Annotated in this window: 15 protein-coding genes; 8 read left to right on the top strand and 7 right to left on the bottom strand. The window is 59.7% G+C overall.

Going from position 1 to position 17,848, the window contains the following annotated elements:
- The first annotated feature begins 72 nt into the window (after positions 1-72).
- The 3 genes from LGH74_RS19535 (at position 73) to LGH74_RS19545 (ending at position 3,159) form a co-directional block, all read left to right on the top strand.
- On the top strand, positions 73-1,326 hold the full coding sequence (locus LGH74_RS19535) for a competence/damage-inducible protein A (protein ID WP_226178335.1): 1,254 nt from the start codon (positions 73-75) through the stop codon (positions 1,324-1,326).
- A 132-nt stretch (positions 1,327-1,458) separates the two neighbouring features.
- A complete protein-coding gene (locus tag LGH74_RS19540; protein ID WP_226178338.1) occupies positions 1,459-2,859 on the top strand; it encodes a dihydrolipoamide acetyltransferase family protein in 1,401 nt (466 codons plus the stop codon).
- 78 nt (positions 2,860-2,937) lie between these two features.
- Positions 2,938-3,159, top strand: a complete 222-nt coding sequence (locus LGH74_RS19545) for a hypothetical protein (protein ID WP_226178340.1) — start codon at positions 2,938-2,940, stop codon at positions 3,157-3,159.
- Between the two features lie 112 nt (positions 3,160-3,271).
- Here LGH74_RS19545 and LGH74_RS19550 read toward each other — a convergent pair whose 3' ends face one another.
- The gene (locus LGH74_RS19550; RefSeq protein ID WP_226178344.1) at positions 3,272-5,902 is read right to left on the bottom strand and encodes a valine--tRNA ligase; all 2,631 of its coding nucleotides are present in this window, start codon (positions 5,900-5,902) and stop codon (positions 3,272-3,274) included.
- Positions 5,903-6,138: 236 nt separating this feature from the next.
- Between LGH74_RS19550 and LGH74_RS19555 the strand changes: the two genes are divergently transcribed.
- Positions 6,139-7,062, top strand: a complete 924-nt coding sequence (locus LGH74_RS19555; RefSeq protein ID WP_226178347.1) for a carbon-nitrogen hydrolase family protein — start codon at positions 6,139-6,141, stop codon at positions 7,060-7,062.
- A 74-nt stretch (positions 7,063-7,136) separates the two neighbouring features.
- Positions 7,137-8,300 (top strand): N-acetyl sugar amidotransferase, encoded by a 1,164-nt coding sequence (locus tag LGH74_RS19560; RefSeq protein WP_226178350.1) that lies wholly within the window; start codon positions 7,137-7,139, stop codon positions 8,298-8,300.
- A gap of 273 nt (positions 8,301-8,573) precedes the next feature.
- Here the strand turns inward: LGH74_RS19560 and LGH74_RS19565 are convergent, their stop codons facing one another.
- A complete protein-coding gene (locus tag LGH74_RS19565) occupies positions 8,574-8,924 on the bottom strand; it encodes a 4Fe-4S dicluster domain-containing protein (protein WP_226178352.1) in 351 nt (116 codons plus the stop codon).
- A gap of 194 nt (positions 8,925-9,118) precedes the next feature.
- Between LGH74_RS19565 and LGH74_RS19570 the strand changes: the two genes are divergently transcribed.
- The 3 genes from LGH74_RS19570 to LGH74_RS19580 all read left to right on the top strand — a co-directional run bounded on the left by LGH74_RS19570 (position 9,119) and on the right by LGH74_RS19580 (position 12,048).
- The gene (locus LGH74_RS19570) at positions 9,119-10,132 is read left to right on the top strand and encodes an acyl-CoA reductase (protein WP_226178355.1); all 1,014 of its coding nucleotides are present in this window, start codon (positions 9,119-9,121) and stop codon (positions 10,130-10,132) included.
- Between the two features lie 111 nt (positions 10,133-10,243).
- The gene (locus tag LGH74_RS19575) at positions 10,244-10,543 is read left to right on the top strand and encodes a hypothetical protein (protein ID WP_226178371.1); all 300 of its coding nucleotides are present in this window, start codon (positions 10,244-10,246) and stop codon (positions 10,541-10,543) included.
- A 263-nt stretch (positions 10,544-10,806) separates the two neighbouring features.
- Positions 10,807-12,048, top strand: a complete 1,242-nt coding sequence (locus LGH74_RS19580) for a serine hydrolase domain-containing protein (protein ID WP_226178374.1) — start codon at positions 10,807-10,809, stop codon at positions 12,046-12,048.
- Between the two features lie 305 nt (positions 12,049-12,353).
- Here the strand turns inward: LGH74_RS19580 and LGH74_RS19585 are convergent, their stop codons facing one another.
- The 5 genes from LGH74_RS19585 to LGH74_RS19605 all read right to left on the bottom strand — a co-directional run bounded on the left by LGH74_RS19585 (position 12,354) and on the right by LGH74_RS19605 (position 17,723).
- On the bottom strand, positions 12,354-13,226 hold the full coding sequence (locus LGH74_RS19585; RefSeq protein ID WP_226178388.1) for a nucleoside phosphorylase: 873 nt from the start codon (positions 13,224-13,226) through the stop codon (positions 12,354-12,356).
- A gap of 154 nt (positions 13,227-13,380) precedes the next feature.
- On the bottom strand, positions 13,381-14,334 hold the full coding sequence (trhO, locus tag LGH74_RS19590) for an oxygen-dependent tRNA uridine(34) hydroxylase TrhO (RefSeq protein WP_226178391.1): 954 nt from the start codon (positions 14,332-14,334) through the stop codon (positions 13,381-13,383).
- A 102-nt stretch (positions 14,335-14,436) separates the two neighbouring features.
- Positions 14,437-15,069: a NeuD/PglB/VioB family sugar acetyltransferase gene (locus tag LGH74_RS19595; RefSeq protein ID WP_226178406.1), complete on the bottom strand. Its 633-nt coding sequence runs from the start codon at positions 15,067-15,069 to the stop codon at positions 14,437-14,439.
- Between the two features lie 96 nt (positions 15,070-15,165).
- Positions 15,166-16,422 (bottom strand): hypothetical protein, encoded by a 1,257-nt coding sequence (locus LGH74_RS19600; protein WP_226178976.1) that lies wholly within the window; start codon positions 16,420-16,422, stop codon positions 15,166-15,168.
- On the bottom strand, positions 16,419-17,723 hold the full coding sequence (locus tag LGH74_RS19605; RefSeq protein WP_226178409.1) for a DUF2851 family protein: 1,305 nt from the start codon (positions 17,721-17,723) through the stop codon (positions 16,419-16,421). The genes LGH74_RS19600 and LGH74_RS19605 overlap by 4 nt, the downstream gene beginning before the upstream one ends.
- Positions 17,724-17,848 lie beyond the last annotated feature (125 nt).

The raw sequence follows: 17,848 nt of genomic DNA on the forward strand, positions 1-17,848 counted from the left end.
CCTTTGTGGTGGTCTTATTCGCTCAAGGGCACAAATTGCACCAAAATACTCCTCCTTCCTAACTCCCACCCCATGCCCCACATACCCGACGCAGAAATCATTACCATCGGCGACGAGCTGCTCTACGGCCAGGTCATTGATACCAATTCCGCCTTTATGGGCCAGGAGCTGGGCAAGCTCGGCATCCGGGTACGGCAGATTACGAGCGTGTCGGACCGGGCCGATGAAATCGTGCAGGCCCTCGACGCGGCCCGCACCCGCGCCCAGGTGGTGCTCATTACCGGCGGGCTGGGTCCCACCAAGGACGACCTGACCAAGAATATCCTTACCGACTACTTCCACACTGAGCTGGTGCTCAACGAGGCTTCCCTGCGCGACGTGGAAGCCATTTTTGCCCGCTTCAACCGGCCCATGATGGAAGTAAACCGCCAGCAGGCCTTTTTACCGGCTTCCTGCACGCCGGTGCGCAACGTGGTAGGCACCGCGCCGGGCATGTGGTTCGAAGACGAGGGCGTAGTATTCGTATCAATGCCCGGCGTGCCGTTTGAAATGAAGCGCATGCTCACCGACACCGTGCTGCCCCGTCTCAAGCGCCACTTCCAGACCCCGCCCATCGAGCACATCGTGGTGCAGACCGTGGGCTTGGGTGAGTCGTTTCTGGCCGAGAAAATAGCCGCTTGGGAAGACGCGCTGCCCGCCAACATGAAGCTGGCCTACCTGCCTTACCTGGGTGGTGTGCGCCTGCGCCTCACCGGCCACGCCGACGGCCAGCCCGACCTGCGCGGCCGCATGGAAGCCCGCATGCCCGAACTGCGCGCCCTGCTCGGCGACTTTATTTTTGCCGAAGGTGAGGTGCCACTCGAAGCCGCTGTGGGCCAGTTGCTGGCCGCGCGGGGCCTCACGCTGGGCACGGCCGAGAGCTGCACCGGGGGCTACATTGCCCACAAGCTTACCAGCGTACCGGGCAGTTCGCGCTACTTTCTGGGGAGCATTATTTCGTATCATAACGATATCAAAGTCAAAGAATTGGGCGTGCTTCCCGAAAGTCTTGCTGCACATGGCGCCGTGAGTGAGGAAGTAGTGCGGCAGATGGCTGAAGGTGCCCGGCGGCGCCTGGGCGTGGATGTGGCTATTGCTACCAGCGGCATTGCCGGGCCCGACGGTGGCACCGAGGAAAAGCCCGTGGGTACCTTCTGGCTGGCCTACGCCGACGAGCATCAGACCGTGGCACGTAAAATAACTTTCAACCGGGGCCGCCAGCTCAACATCGAGTACGCCACTACCAGCGTGCTGAACCTGCTGCGCCAGAGCCTGCCGACCCGCTAGTTTGCTGCTTTAGCGGCGGCCTTTCTGCCGACCCAGCGCGGCTATTCAGCTCGGGAGCGTTCCGCTTTGCGGTTTCTGTTACCTTTGAGGCCTCAATCTCCCACCCAACAACCCCCAACAACCCAAAACCGCATGGCACGAGTGGAAATGGTGATGCCCAAAATGGGCGAAAGCATTATGGAAGGCACCGTCCTGAAATGGCTGAAGCAAGTCGGCGACGCCATCGAGCAGGATGAATCGGTGCTGGAAGTGGCCACCGACAAAGTAGATACCGAAGTCCCTGCCATTTATGCCGGCGTACTGCAGGAAATCCTGGTGCAGGAAGGCCAGGTAGTCGCGGTGGGCGCCCCCATTGCCGTTATTGAAACCGATGTGGCCTCGGCCGGCACTGCCGCACCCACGGCCGCTCCCGCTGCGCCCCAGGAAACGCCTGCTCCTTCCGTCAATGGCGCGGCTGCTAACGTTCCCTACCTGCCCGAGCAAGCTGATCCGCAGGCCGACCAGCGCCTGGCCGTAGCCCAGCCCGGCCGCTTCTACTCGCCGCTGGTGCTCAGCATTGCCCGCCAGGAAGGCATTTCTATGGCCGATCTGGAATACCTGCCCGGTACCGGCAAGGAAGGCCGCGTAACCAAGCAGGATATTCTGGCCTACGTGGAAGGCGGCAAAAAACCGGCTCCGCAGGCTACTCCCGCCGCTCCGCAAGCTGCGGCCCCGGCCGCCCAGCCTCAGGCTGCGCCGGCGCCAGCCGCCGTAGCCCCCGCGCCGCAGCCCACTGCCGCACCGGCCGCCGTAGCAACTAGCAAGCCTGCCCCATCGGTGAGCGGCAACAACGAGTTGATCGAAATGGACCGCATGCGCAAAATGATTGCCCAGCGCATGGTTGATTCGAAGCGAATTTCGCCCCACGTTACCTCTTTTGTGGAAGCCGACGTGACGGAACTCGTAAACTGGCGCAACAAGCACAAGGACGCCTACAAGAAGCGCGAGGGTGAGAATCTGACTTTCACGCCCATCTTCATTCAGGCCGTGGCCCGCGCCATTCAGGACTTCCCGATGATCAACGTTTCCATCGATGGTGACTACATCATCAAGAAGCGCGACATCAACATCGGCGTGGCCGTGGCCCTCCCTTCCGGCAACCTCATCGTGCCCGTGATTCATAACGCCGACCAGCTCAACCTGAACGGGCTGAGCAAGAAGGTAAATGACCTCGCCAACCGCGCCCGGGCCAACAAGCTCAAGCCCGAAGACCTCGAAGGCGGCACCTACACGCTCAGCAACGTGGGCTCCTTCGGCAACGTGATGGGCACACCTATCATCATGCAGCCGCAGGTGGCTATTATGGCCGTGGGCGCTATCAAGAAGAAGCCCGCCGTGATTGAAACGCCCCAGGGTGATTTGATCGGGGTGCGCCACTTCATGTTCCTCTCCCACAGCTATGACCACCGCGTGGTCGACGGTTCCCTCGGCGGCATGTTCGTGCGCAAAGTAGCTGATTATCTGGAACAGTTCGACCCGAATACGGCTATCTAAGTTAGCCGGGCCCGCCTTTTCTTTACCAGAACAAGCCCATCAGGTTGATGGGCTTTTCTTTTTGATTCTCAAACACCTATGAAGAACACGTTATTTCTCACCGCGCTGGTTGTGGCCCTGGGCCTGATTGGTTTTCTGTACCGGCAGGTAACGGTGTTGGAAGAATCCCTGAAGCTGGAGCAGCGCCGCTTTGCCGACTGCCAGCAGGTTAACTTCCAGCTCCAGATGAAGGCCAACGGCAACGCGCCCCGTGGCAACGGCCCCACCCAGCAGAGTCCCGCCGCCACCCCGAACCGGTAGTCATTCGCCAGCCTTGCTTTGGCTGGCAACCAGTATTGGCACCAAAAGCACAGCTCACAAAAAAGCCGCTCCTGTCGGGAGCGGCTTTTTTATTTGTCCAAAAACCCAGCGGCTACAGCGCGGCTAAGCTTTGCTCCAGGGCCGTAATTTTCGATTCGGCATCGGCCAGCTTCTGCCGCTCCCGCTCCAGCACGTCGGGCTTGGCGTTCTGCACAAACTTCTCGTTGCTGAGCTTTTTGAGCACCGTGTCGCGGAAGCCGCGGGTGTAGTCCAGCTCCTTTTCCAGGCGTACTTTCTCCGCGCCCAGATCAATCTGGCCTTCCAGGGGCACGAAGAACTCGGCACCACCCGAAACGAAGCCTACCGAAGCCGCCGGGGCTTCCTGCACCAGGTTTACTTCGGTCAGAGCCGCCAGCTTGCGGATGATGCCGTCGTAGTCCTGCAGCAGTTGAGCGTCGTCGGTTTTGGCGGCCAAGGTCAGGGGCTTGTTGGGGCCCAAGCCCTTCTGGTTGCGAATGTTGCGTACCCCGGCCACGATGTCCAGCGCCTTTTCCATGCGGCTGAGCAGCTCGGCACTACCGGCCACGGGGGCCAGCTTGGGCCACGGGGCCACGCACACATACTCCTTGGGACCCCGCTCCTTCAGCTCGTGCCAGATTTCCTCGGTAATGAAGGGCATGAAGGGGTGCAGCAGCTTGAGCAGGGTTTCGAGGTAGCCCAGCGTGTGCTTCAGCGTTTCGGCGTCGATGGGAGCCTGGTAGGCAGGCTTCACCATTTCCAGGTACACCGAGCAGAAATCGTCCCACACCAGCTTGTACACGGTCATCAGCGCGTCGCTCATCCGGAACTTGGCGAAATGCTCGTCCAGCTCGGCCACCGTGGTTTGCAGCCGGGCTCCGAACCACTCCACCGCCTTAGCCGAAGCAAAGGGCAGCTCGGCATTCACCTCCCAGCCCTGGGTGAGACGGAAGGCGTTCCAGATTTTGTTGGTGAAGTTGCGGCCCTGCTCCACGAGTTTGATGTCGAAGAGCAAGTCGTTGCCGGCCGGTGACGAAAACAGCATGCCGGTCCGTACGCCGTCGGCACCGTACTGGGCAATGAGGTCGAGCGGGTCGGGCGAGTTGCCGAGCTGCTTGCTCATCTTGCGGCCCTGGTCGTCGCGCACGATGCCGGTGAGGTACACATTGCGGAACGGCACTTCCTGGCGGTATTCCAGGCCGGCCATAATCATGCGGGCCACCCAGAAAAACAGGATTTCGGGGGCCGTTACCAAGTCGTCGGTGGGGTAGAAATAGTTGATATCGGCATTGTCAGGGTCTTTGAACCCATCGAACACCGAAATGGGCCACAGCCACGACGAAAACCAGGTATCCAGCACGTCCTCATCCTGGCGAAGGTCCGTGAGTTGCAGCTCCTCGTTACCGCTCTGCTCCCGGGCCTGAAGCAGGGCCTGCTCCTCGTTCAGGGCTACCACGAACGAGCCGTCGGGCAGGTAGTAGGCCGGAATCCGCTGGCCCCACCAGAGCTGGCGCGAGATGCACCAGTCGCGCACGTTCTCCATCCAGGCCCGGTACATGTTCTTGAACTTGGGCGGGTGCAGCTTGATTTCGTCGTTTTCAACGACCTCCAGGGCCTTTTTGGCCATGTGGTCCATCTTGCAGAACCACTGCAGGCTCAACTTGGGCTCGATAACGGCCCCGGTGCGCTCCGAGGTCTGGAGCACGCTGTTGTAGTCCTCAATCTTTTCCAGCAGGCCGGCCTCTGCCAAGTCCTTGGCAATCTGCTTGCGCACGGCAAACCGGTCCTGGCCCACGTAGAGCTGCGCTTTTTCGTTGAGCGTGCCGTCGTCGTTGAGGATGTCGATAACGGGCAGGTTGTGCTTCACGCCCAGCTCGTAGTCGTTCAAATCGTGGGCGGGCGTCACCTTCAGGCCACCGGTACCGAAGTCCATAGCCACGTACTCATCCAGGATAATCGGAATGTCGCGGCCCAGCAGAGGGATGCGCACTTTCTGCCCGTGCAGGTGGGTATACCGCTCGTCGTTGGGGTTTACGGCCACGGCCACGTCGGCCATAATCGTCTCGGGCCGCGAGGTGGCAATAGTGATAAACTGGCCTTCCTGCCCTACTACCGCGTACTTGAGGTAGTACATCTTGGCCACGGTGTCTTTGGCAATTACTTCCTCGTCGGAAATGGCGGTACGGCCCTGCGGGTCCCAGTTTACCATCCGGATGCCGCGGTAGATCTGGCCTTTCTGGTAGAGGTCCACGAACACGCGCAGCACGGCCGCCGTCAGTTCGGGCTCCATCGTGAAGCGCGTCCGGTCCCAGTCGCAGGAGGCACCCAGCTTCTTGAGCTGCTCCAGAATGATACCGCCGTACTTTTCTTTCCAGTCCCAGGCGTGGGTCAGGAATTCTTCCCGGCTCAGGTCGCGCTTCTCAATTCCCTTCTCCTTGAGCAGGGCTACTACTTTGGCCTCGGTGGCAATGGAGGCGTGGTCGGTGCCGGGCACCCAGCAGGCTTCCTTGCCCTGCATCCGGGCCCGGCGCACCAGCACGTCCTGAATCGTATTGTTGAGCATGTGGCCCATGTGTAGCACGCCCGTCACGTTGGGCGGCGGAATCACGACCGAGTAGGCGGGTTTGCGCGGATTGGGTTTGGCCTTGAAAAAGCCCTGCTCCTGCCAGCGCTGATACCATTTGGCTTCAACGTCGGCGGGGGTATAGGTTTTGGCGATGGACATCGTCAACGGGGAATAAGCGGTTCGGAATAAAAACAAAAGTAGCTAATTCAGGCCGGGGCGGGAAATTCCCGGGTGCAGCTGCTCCGTAGCCTACCCCCCAGCTGGACATTAACATTGTTTTAATCCATTATATAGCGGATTCGCCTTACCTTTGAGGGCGACATAAAAACTGTGCGGAGGTTTAATCAGATTTTGATAACTTCTGATAATTTTTCTCCACCGCCTTCCCCGCCTCCATGGCTGCGCTATTCTCTTTTCGGAAGACCAAGAAACCGGACCCAGCACCTGTTTCATCCTCAATAACCTCACCATCAACCACAACTATCCGAATTGGGCTAGGTCAGCTGCTGGTTGAAGGCGGCGAGCCAGAACGCAACCTGGAACGAGCGGCCCACATGATTGGGGATGCGGCCAAACAGGGCTGCGACCTGGTTTTGCTGCCCGAAACCCTGGATTTTGCCTGGACGCACCCCAGTGCGCTGGAAGAAGCCCAGCCCATTCCCGGCCCGTTCAGCGACCGGCTCTGCCAGGAAGCGTTGCGCAACAATATCATGGTGTGCGCCGGGCTTACCGAACGCCTCAACGGCCGCAACTACAACGCCGCCATCCTCATCAGTGCGCAGGGCGAAATATTGGTCAAGTACCATAAGATCAATCTACTCACGGTGGAGCAGCCCTTTTACGCCGTGGGCCAGACACTGAACGTGGTGGATACGCCCCTGGGCAAGATTGGCGTCAACGTTTGCGCCGACAACTACATCGATGGGCTGGCTATTGGCCACACCCTGGCCCGCATGGGCGCCGAGTTCATCCTGGCCCCCGCTTCTTGGACCGTGGACTTCTCGATTACAGAGGAAAACGACCCGTACCGTGACAAATGGGTGCGGCCATTTTCCATTCTGGCTAAGCTCTACAACGTGGCCGTGCTGAGTACAACTTCGGTGGGCTATATCGTGGGCGGCCCTTACGAGGGCAAAAAAAGTATCGGCTGCTCGTTGGCCGTCGATGCCTCGGGCGTACGTGCCCAGGGCGCTTTTAACGAATTTGCCGGGCAGCTGGTGGTGGCCGATATGCCCCGGCCGGTGCGTCTGGAACAGGGCACGGCCATCGGCGAGATGCTGCAACGCAAAGGCTACCGGTTCGACGAGCTGCCTGTCTAGTACCCTTAAAGAATTTCGATTTGACTTCAGCTCTACTCAACCCTACTCCTGTTGCGTCAACTTTGCCCGCTTCTATGACGTCCAGCTACCAATGCTGCACCCGCTGTATCATGGACACAACCGTACCCGGCATCCGCTTTGATGATCGGGGTGAGTGTAATTTTTGCCTGCTGCACGACAAGATGGACCAGTCTTTCCCACTAGGTGAGGCCGGGCAGCAGAAAGTGCAGGAAATGGCGGCCGACATCAAGGCGTTGGGAAAAGGTCGTAAATACGACTGCGTATTAGGCGTAAGCGGCGGCCGCGACAGTTCCTTTACGCTCTGGTACTGCGTCACGCAGCTTGGGCTGCGCCCCTTGGCCGTGCATTTCAACGACGGCTTCGGCAACCCCGTGGCGGGCGAAAATATGCTCAAGGCCTGCCGCAAGCTGGGCGTAGAGATGCGCACCATCACCTCCGACTGGCGCGAATCGAAGGACCTGAAAATAGCGTTTCTCAAAGCCTCCACGCCCGATATGGAGGAAGGCACCGACGTGGGTATTGCCACCGCCCTCTACGGCGTGGCCGCCAAGGAAGGCATTCAGCGCATCATCATTGGGCAGTCGTTTCGCACCGAGGGCATTGCGCCGTTGTCGTGGAACTACCTCGACGGCAAGTACCTCAAAGCTGTGCACAAGCGTTTTGGCACGGTGCCGCTGCGGCCCTGGTCGCCCAACGACCCGGGCTTCAATCTGGGCCTGAAGGAAATGTTCTATTACGCTTTCGTGCGGCGCATCAAGACCGTTACGCTGCTCTACCACGTCGACTACGTGCGCAGTGAGGTCGATGAGCTGCTGGAGCGGGAGTTGGAATGGCAAAACCCGGGCGCCCATTACTTCGACGACCTCTACCAGAGCGTTATCTACTACCTGAACCGCACCAAGTTCAACATCGACCGGCGGCTGTTCAACTACTCGGCCCTGATACGCTCGGGGCAGATGAGCCGCGAAACCGCCCTGGCCCGCACCAGCCGAATCAACTCCATCGAAGACCCGCGCGTTATCGACCTGTGCATTAAGCGCCTTGGCCTCACCCGTGCCGAGTTCGACCAGATTGTGGCCGCTCCGCCCCGCACCTTCCACGACTACCCCAACAACTACCGCCTGATTCGGCGGCTGCGCTGGCCCATCAAGGTACTGAGCCGCATGAACCTGATTCCCGAGTCAGCCCACGACAAGTACTTCAACTGCGGCACCTGAGGGTAATGTGCTCAGGTGCTAATGTGGTTGAATGTTGGAAATGTGAAAAATGTGCCATTGCGAGCTTGCGAAGCAATCCATCCTCTGCGCAGGTAGTCACACTCTTTTACCAGAAAGCCCTTTCTCGTTGTTACGGGAAAGGGCTTTTCACTTTAGAAGGCTCAGCACATTTCAGAGGACGGATTGACGCCGCTTCATGCGCGGAATGTTCCTCGCAATGACACATTTCTCACATTAGCACTTGAGCACATTCAACCACATTAGCATATTAAACTATGCGCCGGCGTGGAGCCACTCTTTTTTGCTGATGAGCTTTTCCTGGCTTTCGCGGTAGTCGGGGTCGTCTACGCAGCAGTCGACGGGGCAGACGGCGGCGCACTGAGGCTCTTCGTGGAAGCCCACGCACTCGGTGCACTTATCGGAAACGATGTAGTAATACTCATCGGAAACGGGCGTCTGGGGCGCCGAGCCCGATACGGTAGCGCCGCCATCGACCTGCACCTCCTTCAGAGTGGTGCCGTCGGCCCAGCGCCACTGGGCGCCGCCTTCGTAGATGGCAGTGTTGGGGCATTCAGGTTCGCAGGCACCACAGTTGATGCACTCGTCGGTTATCATGATGGCCATAGCCGGGGTCCTCGGGGTTGAGTGGATGCAGATTCGCTACGTATACGCAGCAATTGCGCGGGGAGTAATTCGTAGGGGCACGCAAAAGTAGAAACTAACCCGTACTCTTGCGAGTTTTTTAGTCATTCCGTCGGGCCAGTTGGCCCGGCGGCGTCCGGCCGGGCTTCCGGCCGGCTTTTTCTTCGTTGGTATTTATGAATCATTCCGAACGTCTGGCTGCTTTTGTTGCCCTGGGCCTGCGCCTACAAACTTTGTCTGAAGATGAGCTGGCCGCGCTGGTAAGCCGTGCCCGCAACAGCAACAACTGGTTTGACGCGCCCAATGTGCAGGCGGCCGTGCTGGGCGTGGCCCAGCTGCTGGAAGAAAGCACACTTCGTACCTGGGCCGGCCACTACCCGGCCGAACCGGCTCAGCCACGCCGCGTGGGCGTAGTTATGGCCGGCAACATTCCGTTGGTAGGCTTCCACGACCTGCTGTGCGTGCTGCTCAGCGGCCACCACCTGCTGGCCAAGCCCAGCTCCGAAGACAAAATACTGATGACCTGGATTGCCCAGGAGCTGACCACCATCGAGCCACGCTTTGCCGAGCGGATTGCCTTCGTCGAGCGCCTTAACGAGGCCGATGCCTTCATTGCCACCGGCTCCAACAACACGGCCCGCTACTTCGAATACTATTTCAGCAAGAAACCCAACCTGATCCGGCGCAGCCGCACCAGTCTGGCCATTCTCACGGGCCAGGAAACGCCCGAAACTCTGGCCGCCCTGGGCCGCGACATTTTCCAGTACTACGGCCTGGGCTGCCGCAACGTGAGCAAGCTCTACGTGCCCGAGAACTACTCCTTCACGCCCCTGCTCGATGCCCTGGAGCCCTGGAACACGGTGTTGCACCACAACCGCTACCAGAACAACTACGACTACAACAAAAGCCTGCTGCTGGTCAACAGCGTGCCGCACTACGACAACGGCTTTCTGCTGCTCACCGAAGGCGGCGCGCTGGTGTCGCCCATTTCGGTGCTGCACTACGGCACGTATTGCAGCGAGGTAGATTTGGTAGACCAGCTGACGGACGTGGCCGAGCAGATTCAGTGCATCGTCTCGGACGGGGGCCGCTACGCGGGCAGCTTCGCTTTCGGCCAAGCCCAGTCGCCCAAGGTTACCGACTACGCCGACGGCATTGATACCATGGCCTTTCTGGCAGAAATCGGTTGATAACAGTTGGGGGTAAAAACCGAGTAACATACTGGCATCTAGGTCGCTACCGTTGTATTGCTCAGGTTTTTTCCGCAACTTAATAGAGCCCGTACTATCGGCTGGCTCTATATGCAAACCCTCGAACAGACTCCGGAAATTGTAGCCAAGGAAACGGTTGGGGCGTTGCGGTTCCCGGCTCACGATGTGCTGACCCTGCCCGTGCAGCGGCAGTGGCGCCGCTACGAGGCCGAACGTGCCACTACGCTCGGCAACGGCTACCACACCAAAGTTGATATCTACTTCCAGACTGCGGATGGGGCTACCAAGCGGCTCTATACCACCGTATGGGCCTGCGACCCGGAATACCTGACGCTGAAATCGGGCGCGTCTCTGCCCCTGCGCGCCGTCATCGGCTTCGACTTTTACTAAAGGCCGAAGCCTTTTTTACAAAAAAGCCCAACTGCTACCGGCTTGTCCTTACCCCTATCTTCCAAAAAGCTAGAAGTTTGGAGAACTCGTCGCAAATCTGCGTTTCCTGAACGCTGAAAGGTGAATGAGTTTCCTGAACTCAATCTGGTCCGTAGGACCACTTTGCCTTGCCAATAGACTACATGGGCAGTAGTTCAGGAAAAGGAGCCTTTCTTTGTTCCTTAAGCTGCTCAGCGGCATTATTTGTTCTCTTAGCTTATCGTATGCGTCACCTTCTATTGGTATTTTCCCTTTGTCTCGCGCTCGGCACTTCCACCCAGGCGACTGCGCAGCGGGCCCGGCACCGGGCCGCGCAGGACTCGTTGACGGCCGAACTGGAGGCGTTGCGGAGCCAGGGCCACTTCACCGGCTTCGGGGTGGCCCTCGTGACCCGCCGGGGCGCGCTCTACCAGCACGGCTTTGGCTTTGCCGACGCGCAAGCCCGCACGCCCTACGACGTGCACACCCTCCAACCCATTGCATCGGTGACCAAAACGGTGGTTGGGCTGGCCCTGCTCAAGGCCCAGGAACTCGGCAAGCTCACCCTGGACGACCCCATCAATAAGTATTTGTCCTTCCAAGTCGTCAACCCGTCCTTTCCCAGGGTGCCGATTACGCTCCGTCAGTTGGCGAATCACACTTCCAGTATCCGCGACAACGATTTCTACCTGAGCAAGAATCTCTACCTCAAGCCCAGCCAACCGCTCGCGGGCTTGCCGCGAACCTTCCGGGAGGAGCAGGCCTTCATCCCCGCAGACTCGGCAGTGGCCCTGCCCGTGTTTCTCCAAAATGTGCTGACCCAGCAGGGCAAGTGGTACCAGGCAAAGGGCTTTCTGGCCCGCCCACCCGGCGAGTTGTACGAGTATTCCAACGTGGGGACGTGCTTGGCGGCGTACGTCGTGGAATTGGCTACCGGCCAGTCCTTCCAAGCCTTCACCACTCGCTACCTTACCCGCCCGCTACACATGGGGGCGTCGGGGTGGAATGTTGGTGACGTCGATTTCGCCCGGTACGCGCGGCCGTATCAGGCCCCCGCCGTGCCCTTGCCCTATTACTCGCTGACCACCTACCCCGACGGCGGCTTCATTTCGTCCGTCACCGACATGAGCCGGTACCTGCGCGAATTGATTCGGGGCTACCAGGGCCAGGGCACCGTGCTGCGGCCGGCGAGCTACCGCGACTATTTCCGCCCCCAACTGGCGGCCAGCAATTTTGAGGAGCGCAACGAGCGCAATCCGTTTAGTGAATCCTACAACGTGGGCGTCTTCATGGGCTTCGGCTACACGGGCTACATTGGCCACACCGGCGGCGACCCTGGTGTGGTGACGCTGCTGTTTTTTGACCCAAAGACCGGCACAGGCCGGCTTTTGATGCTGAACACGAATCTGTCCGGCAGGGCTGCAGAAGTCGCGATGTACACCATTTGGAACACGCTGGAAAAATACCAATACCGGCTCGGTCACTGATGACCACGCCGCGGGGCTATTGGGCTCGGGGGCTCCAATGCTTTTCGCTCCTTTGTAACGGGAACCCGTGTCATGTTAAGTACTGCGAAACGATGGTTTTCATTAAAGGAGCGGCGGTTGCCACTCACCGTGCTATACCTTCCGCTTTTGAGAGGCCATCAACAGTAATAAAAAAGCGTTTCAGCTAATGGCTGAAACGCTTTTTTATTTGGATAAGGACAAGCCAGTACCGATCAGGGCTTTTTGTAACGTACTGTGAAATACAAAGCCATTAGGACTGATCTATTTGTCCAGACTAGCTGCCGCTAAATCCGGTCCAGGGTTTTCATGATCAGGTCGTTGACGGCGACTTCGGCGTTAGTAGCAAACTCGCCGGTGGCGCGGTTGGCCACAATGGCGTTCAGCGACACCACTTCGTGGCCCAGCATACGGCCCAGGGCGTAGTAGCCGGCGGTTTCCATCTCGAAGTTGGTTAGGCGGAACTCGCCCTCGGCGCTCTGGTGGCGGAAATTCTGGAAGCGGCTGATCAGGTCGGGCTGGCGCAGGTCGAGGCGCAGCACGCGGCCCTGGGGACCGTAGAAACCGGGGCAGGTGAGCGTATTGCCCACAATCATGCCGGCGCCCAGCTGCTCGCGCAGCAAATCGGTGCCGCGCACGCAGTACGGGCGGTAGCTCAGGTCCAGGCTTTGCTGAATACCGGTAGCTACTTCCACTTCCAGGCCAGTTTCCACCAGTGGATAAAACTGCATCAGCGAGTCGAGGCCCACGGCGTGCTCGGTTACCAGGTGCGAGCCAACCGGAATATCGGCCTGCAGCGCGCCACTGGTGCCCACGCGCACGATGCGCAGGGCAATACGCTCTTCCAGAGGCCGGGCCTCGCGGGTCACGAAGTCGATGTTGACCAGCGCATCCAGCTCGTTGATGAGAATATCGATGTTATCGGTACCCATGCCCGTCGAAATAACGGTGAGGCGCTTGCCCTTGTAGTAACCTACGTGGGTAACAAATTCCCGCTTGTGAATCTGGGTTTCGATGGAATCGAAGTGCTGACTGATCAGCGGCACGCGCTCCGGGTCGCCAACGGTGATGATGGTATCGGAAATATGGTCGGGCAGCAGATTGAGGTGGTACACGCTGCCGTCGCGGTTGATGATCAGCTCCGATTCGGGAATAGGCATGGGAAAGAAATTAAAAGGGTGAGAATGTGAGGTGGAACGGGCGGGCTCCGAGGCCGGTAGCCCTGGAAGCCGCCACGATTGTAACGAAAGCAGCCGGAATAGGTAGTTCCGGCTGCTTTCATTGGATTGCCTTACGGCATGAAATTCGGATAGTTTACGCGCCCGGCGGGCGGTACGAAAGCAGACCCTGCTCGGGATTGTAGTGGTTGCTGAGCTTGGGGTAGGTGCCGGTGCCGTCGTAGGGGCGCTTGTCGGGGTGCTCATAGCAGGCCGGGGAGCAGGCACCCTCCAGTTGCTGGCCGCAGGTTTCGCACATAGCCACGTGGGCGTTGCAGTGCGGATTGGCACAGTTGATCATCCGATCCGACGGCGTAGCGCAGTGATGGCACTGGGCAATAACGCTGGGGTTTATGCGGTTCACGTCGACCGTCACGCGGTTGTCGAACACGTAGCACTTGCCGTCAAAGTCTTCCCCGCCGGTTTCGATGCCGTACTTGATGATGCCGCCGTGGAGCTGGTACACGTTTTCGAAGCCCTGCTCCAACAGGTAGGCACTGGCTTTTTCGCACTTCACGCCGCCGGTGCAGTAGGTCAGAATCTTCTTGTCCTTGAACTCCTTAAGCTTTTCGAGCCGCTCGGGGAAGTCACGGAAATTCTCCATGTCCAGCGTCAGGGCATTCTTGAAGCGGCCCACGTTGTACTCATAGTCGGAGCGCACGTCAACTACTACCACATCGTCGCGGTCCTTGAGCTCCTTGAACTCCTGGGGCGAGAGGTGCTGGCCGGTTTTTTCGTGGGGCCGCACGTGGTGCAGGCTGCTGTGCACAATTTCGGGCTTCACCCGCACGTGCAGCTTCTGGAAAGTATGCTCAGCCGACTCATCGACCTTAAACTCCAGGGCCGCGAAGCGCTGATCGGCTTTCACCACCCGCATGTATTCCTCACAGTCCGCCGCGAGGCCCGAAACGGTACCGTTCAGGCCCTCGTGCGCCACGATGATGCGGCCCAGCAGGTTCAGGCGCAGGCACAGGCGGTGATGCTCAGTGCGAAACGCCTCCGGATCCTCGATAGGCGTGTAGCAGTAGTAGAGTAAAACGCGGTAATCCATAGGGTAGAAATGAGAGCTTAGAACTCAGACCTGAGAGGTTACGACAGAGAGCCGCTGGACAGCAATTCTGAGTTCTAAACTCGCAGCTCCAGGCTCTATCATTTAAACTTTAACAGCCGGGTTGCCGAAAACGGTCTGGTTGGCGGGCACGTCGGCCACGACTACCGAGCCGGCGCCCACGCGGGCCTTGGCGCCAATCTTGACGCCGGCCACCACAATGGCGCCCGAGCCGATGAAGGCCTGCTCCTCGATTTTCACCCCGGAGTTGATGATGGCTCCGGCCCCGAGCTGCACGTAGTCGGCCAGCTCGGCCCCTACTTCCACCACGGCATTGGCCCCGATCAGGCAGCCGTTGCCCACCTTGGCGTTGCTGCCCACTACCGCGCCGGCGCTTACGAGGTTGCCGTGGCCCAGCCAGGCGTGCTCGGCCACGCTGGCCCGGGCATGAATGGAATTAACGGGCACTACTTCGTACTCGTCGCGCAGCATGTTGGTCAGGCTGCGGCGACTGGCCACGTCTTCGGTAGCCACGAATACCTCGCACTTCTTGCCCAGCAGCTTCAGCAGTTGCTTATCGTCGGTGTTGCCCATCACGGGCACCGTGTTCAGCTCCGAGTTCTGCAGCTTGGCATCGTCGTCGAGCAGGCAATAGACTACTACATCATTGCTGGTGAAGGCATCGAGGGCCGTGGTGCCGAGGCTTTGTGCCCCCAGAATAATGACAGGATTTTCCATGCAGACAAATGAAAGCCGGGTGGCTGTTGTGCTTTTAAACCAAACCGCAAAGATACAACGGCTATTGGGCCGCACCAAGTGCCCTGCTAAAGCTGCCTACAACCCAATGCGCCGCAGCCAACGAGCCGCGTAGTCGTTTTGCAGGGCCAGCAGCAGCAGATACGGCAGCATTACGGAGCGGTAGCGGTTGAGCGTGCCCAGATTGGGCGTACTCAGGCCCAGCAAAGCAGCCAGGGCCAGGCAGTAAAACCCCAGGGCCAGCACCAGGGCAAAGGGCAGCTGCCCCGGCTGCCGGCGTACCATGGCTACTACTGCCAGCACCAGTACCAGCAACAGCAGCACGTTTTCCAGGCCGGCCGCCACCGATGCCGGCAGCGCATCTTCCCAGGGCATGGGCCGTACCACGGTGCTCACCACTGCTTTGGGTGCGTTCTGCAGCATACTTTCCACCGTCGGAGCCAGATTGGCGTATTCGATATGGGGCCGGTGACGCGACACCTCGCGCAGCTCGGAGTAGTTGCGGATTAGCTGATTGGTAAACTTATTGAGCCGGAATACGGGGTTTATTTCGCTACCTACCCAACCGCCAGCGGCCAGCGTAGCCGCGAATAACAGCACCTGCCAACGCCGTCGTTGCGCCCCGCCCAGGTGTTGCGCTACCCGCACCACCACCAAGCCGGCCAGGGCGCCCAGCAGCAGCAGCGCAAAGAAAAAGCGCATTTTGAAGTGCAGAAAAACCAGCAGCAGGCCGCCCAATACAGTGCCGGGCCGCAGAGGTTCTGCGCCGTAGAGCCAGCGCAGCACAAAGGCCAGTAACCATGCGCCACTGCCCAGCAATAAGCATTCTTTGGTCAGGCCAGCCGTCCAGTATACCACTGTGGGCCACGCCAGAAAGGCCAGGAGCGCCGCTGCTTTGGGAGTAGCAGGAAACAGCCGGGCCAGCGTGGTGGCCAGCTCCCACCCCCCCACGAAAGCAAACAACGAAAAATACAGACCGTTGAGCAGCAGCACCCCGCCCGAGGCCAGATTCAGCACCGACAGTACTTTGATAACGAAAAACGTATTGGAGTAGCCGTGAAACACCAGCTTCTGTTCAAACGAGTCGCCTAGCATGGTGTGCAGCCAGGCGCCGGGCTCAGCCCACAGCTGGGTAGTCAGGGCGAGGCCCCAGCGCTGAAAGTATCTGGCATCGTCGCTCAGCAGCCAGCAGGCCAGCAGGCAGGCTACCAGCTTCAGGGCCAGCAAGGGCAGCAGCCAGCCCCGAAATGGCGACGTGCGGTGGTGGTGGCGAATCCAGAAAAAGAGCAGTGCCAACAGGAATCCGTTCAGGCCAAGAGCAACGAGCAATTTCACCGGACCAATAGGTTTTGCCGCAGAATATGGCTGCCAATGGTGCAGCGCAGGCATTGGCGCGGCTGGCAGTAGCTGCGGCTCAAAGTCAGCAGCCCCTGCGAGTCGGCGGCTGACTGGTGCACGAAACCCAGGGCCTCGTAGGGCTCGGTAAGGTGGTTGTGTTCGGCAGGCAGTTGTTCGAGAAGGGCCACGGCAGATTCGATAAGCTCGGGTTGGCCCACGTAGCGGGCATACGCCACGCGCAGGGGCACCACCACATTGGCAATAAGCAAATGTAGGCTGCTGCGGCCAAGCGCGGGTACTTTGCCCGGCCGACCCGGCTGAAAGTGCCCACGCCAGTAGGCTGGCACCGGCGCAGTAAAGAATTGCTCCAGCGTCCGGATATCGGTGGCCGTGAGCAGGGCGCTGAACAGCACCGGCCGCGCGTGCAGCACCGCCACCAGCTGAGCCAGCCGCACGGGCGGGAAATTGGCGGGCCGCAGCCGCAGAAAATTCCACTCGTGCACCGGCATTGTTGTGGCCGCCAGCTGGTACTTATGGCGCAGAAACTCGTACTCGCGCCGCAGCTCCTGAATGTAAGCATCGTCGGCCGTGGCCTCGGTTTCGGCCAGAAACCCGGCCTGCCCGAACACCAAGGCTTCGAGCTGCCGCACCTCGTGGCGGTGGCGGCGCACCACGGCCAGCGGCAGGGCTTTGGCCAGCCGGGCCAGGGGCTCCGTGTTCTTTTTGAAGCCAAACCCGGCCGCCAGCGCATGGTAGGCCGTAGCTTCCCAGTCGTCGTCGAGCTGGGCGTGCAAGGCGGCTATAGCCTCTGCTTTCTGCTCCACCCGCTCCAGCAGGGCCCGTTCTACCATCATGGTGCGCGTAATGACGGGTACCTGATCCAGCAGCGCGCCGCAGGGCAGCACGGCCGAAGCGGGCGGCAGTTCCACCAGGTTGCGGTAGGAGTTTACCAGCGCCAGGGCAATGCGCGGCCCCAGCGCCAGGGCCGGAATAACCGAGCCGTTGGTGCGCCAGATATCCTGGTCGGCGGTGTACACGACGTGCAGAATTACCTGGTCGTACTTTTTATCAGTCTGGTGCTGGTGGCGCAGCCAGTCGGAGGCCCGCAGGTGTATTTCGACTGCGCCGTTCCACTCCACTTCGCCAATCTGCAGGCGGGCATCCAGGAAATCGGGGCCGGCATCGGCGTTGCGGCGGCCGGGCCGCAGCACGGTTATCAACTCCCCGGCCTCGGTGCGCAGCTCGTTTTTATCGTAGTACTGGTGCTGCCAGACATAGTGCAGGAATTCTTCTTTCATAACGGATATAGCGGATACGAATAATGCTGCCTAATGCAGTGCGGGAAAGTACTCAATCGGCTTCTCTCTCCCTAACGTAGCCTGCGGCACCTATCCATCAGCTATATCAGTACGCCCAAAACGCA

The sequence above is a fragment of the Hymenobacter lucidus genome, from assembly GCF_020447265.1.
Lineage (GTDB): Bacteria > Bacteroidota > Bacteroidia > Cytophagales > Hymenobacteraceae > Hymenobacter > Hymenobacter lucidus.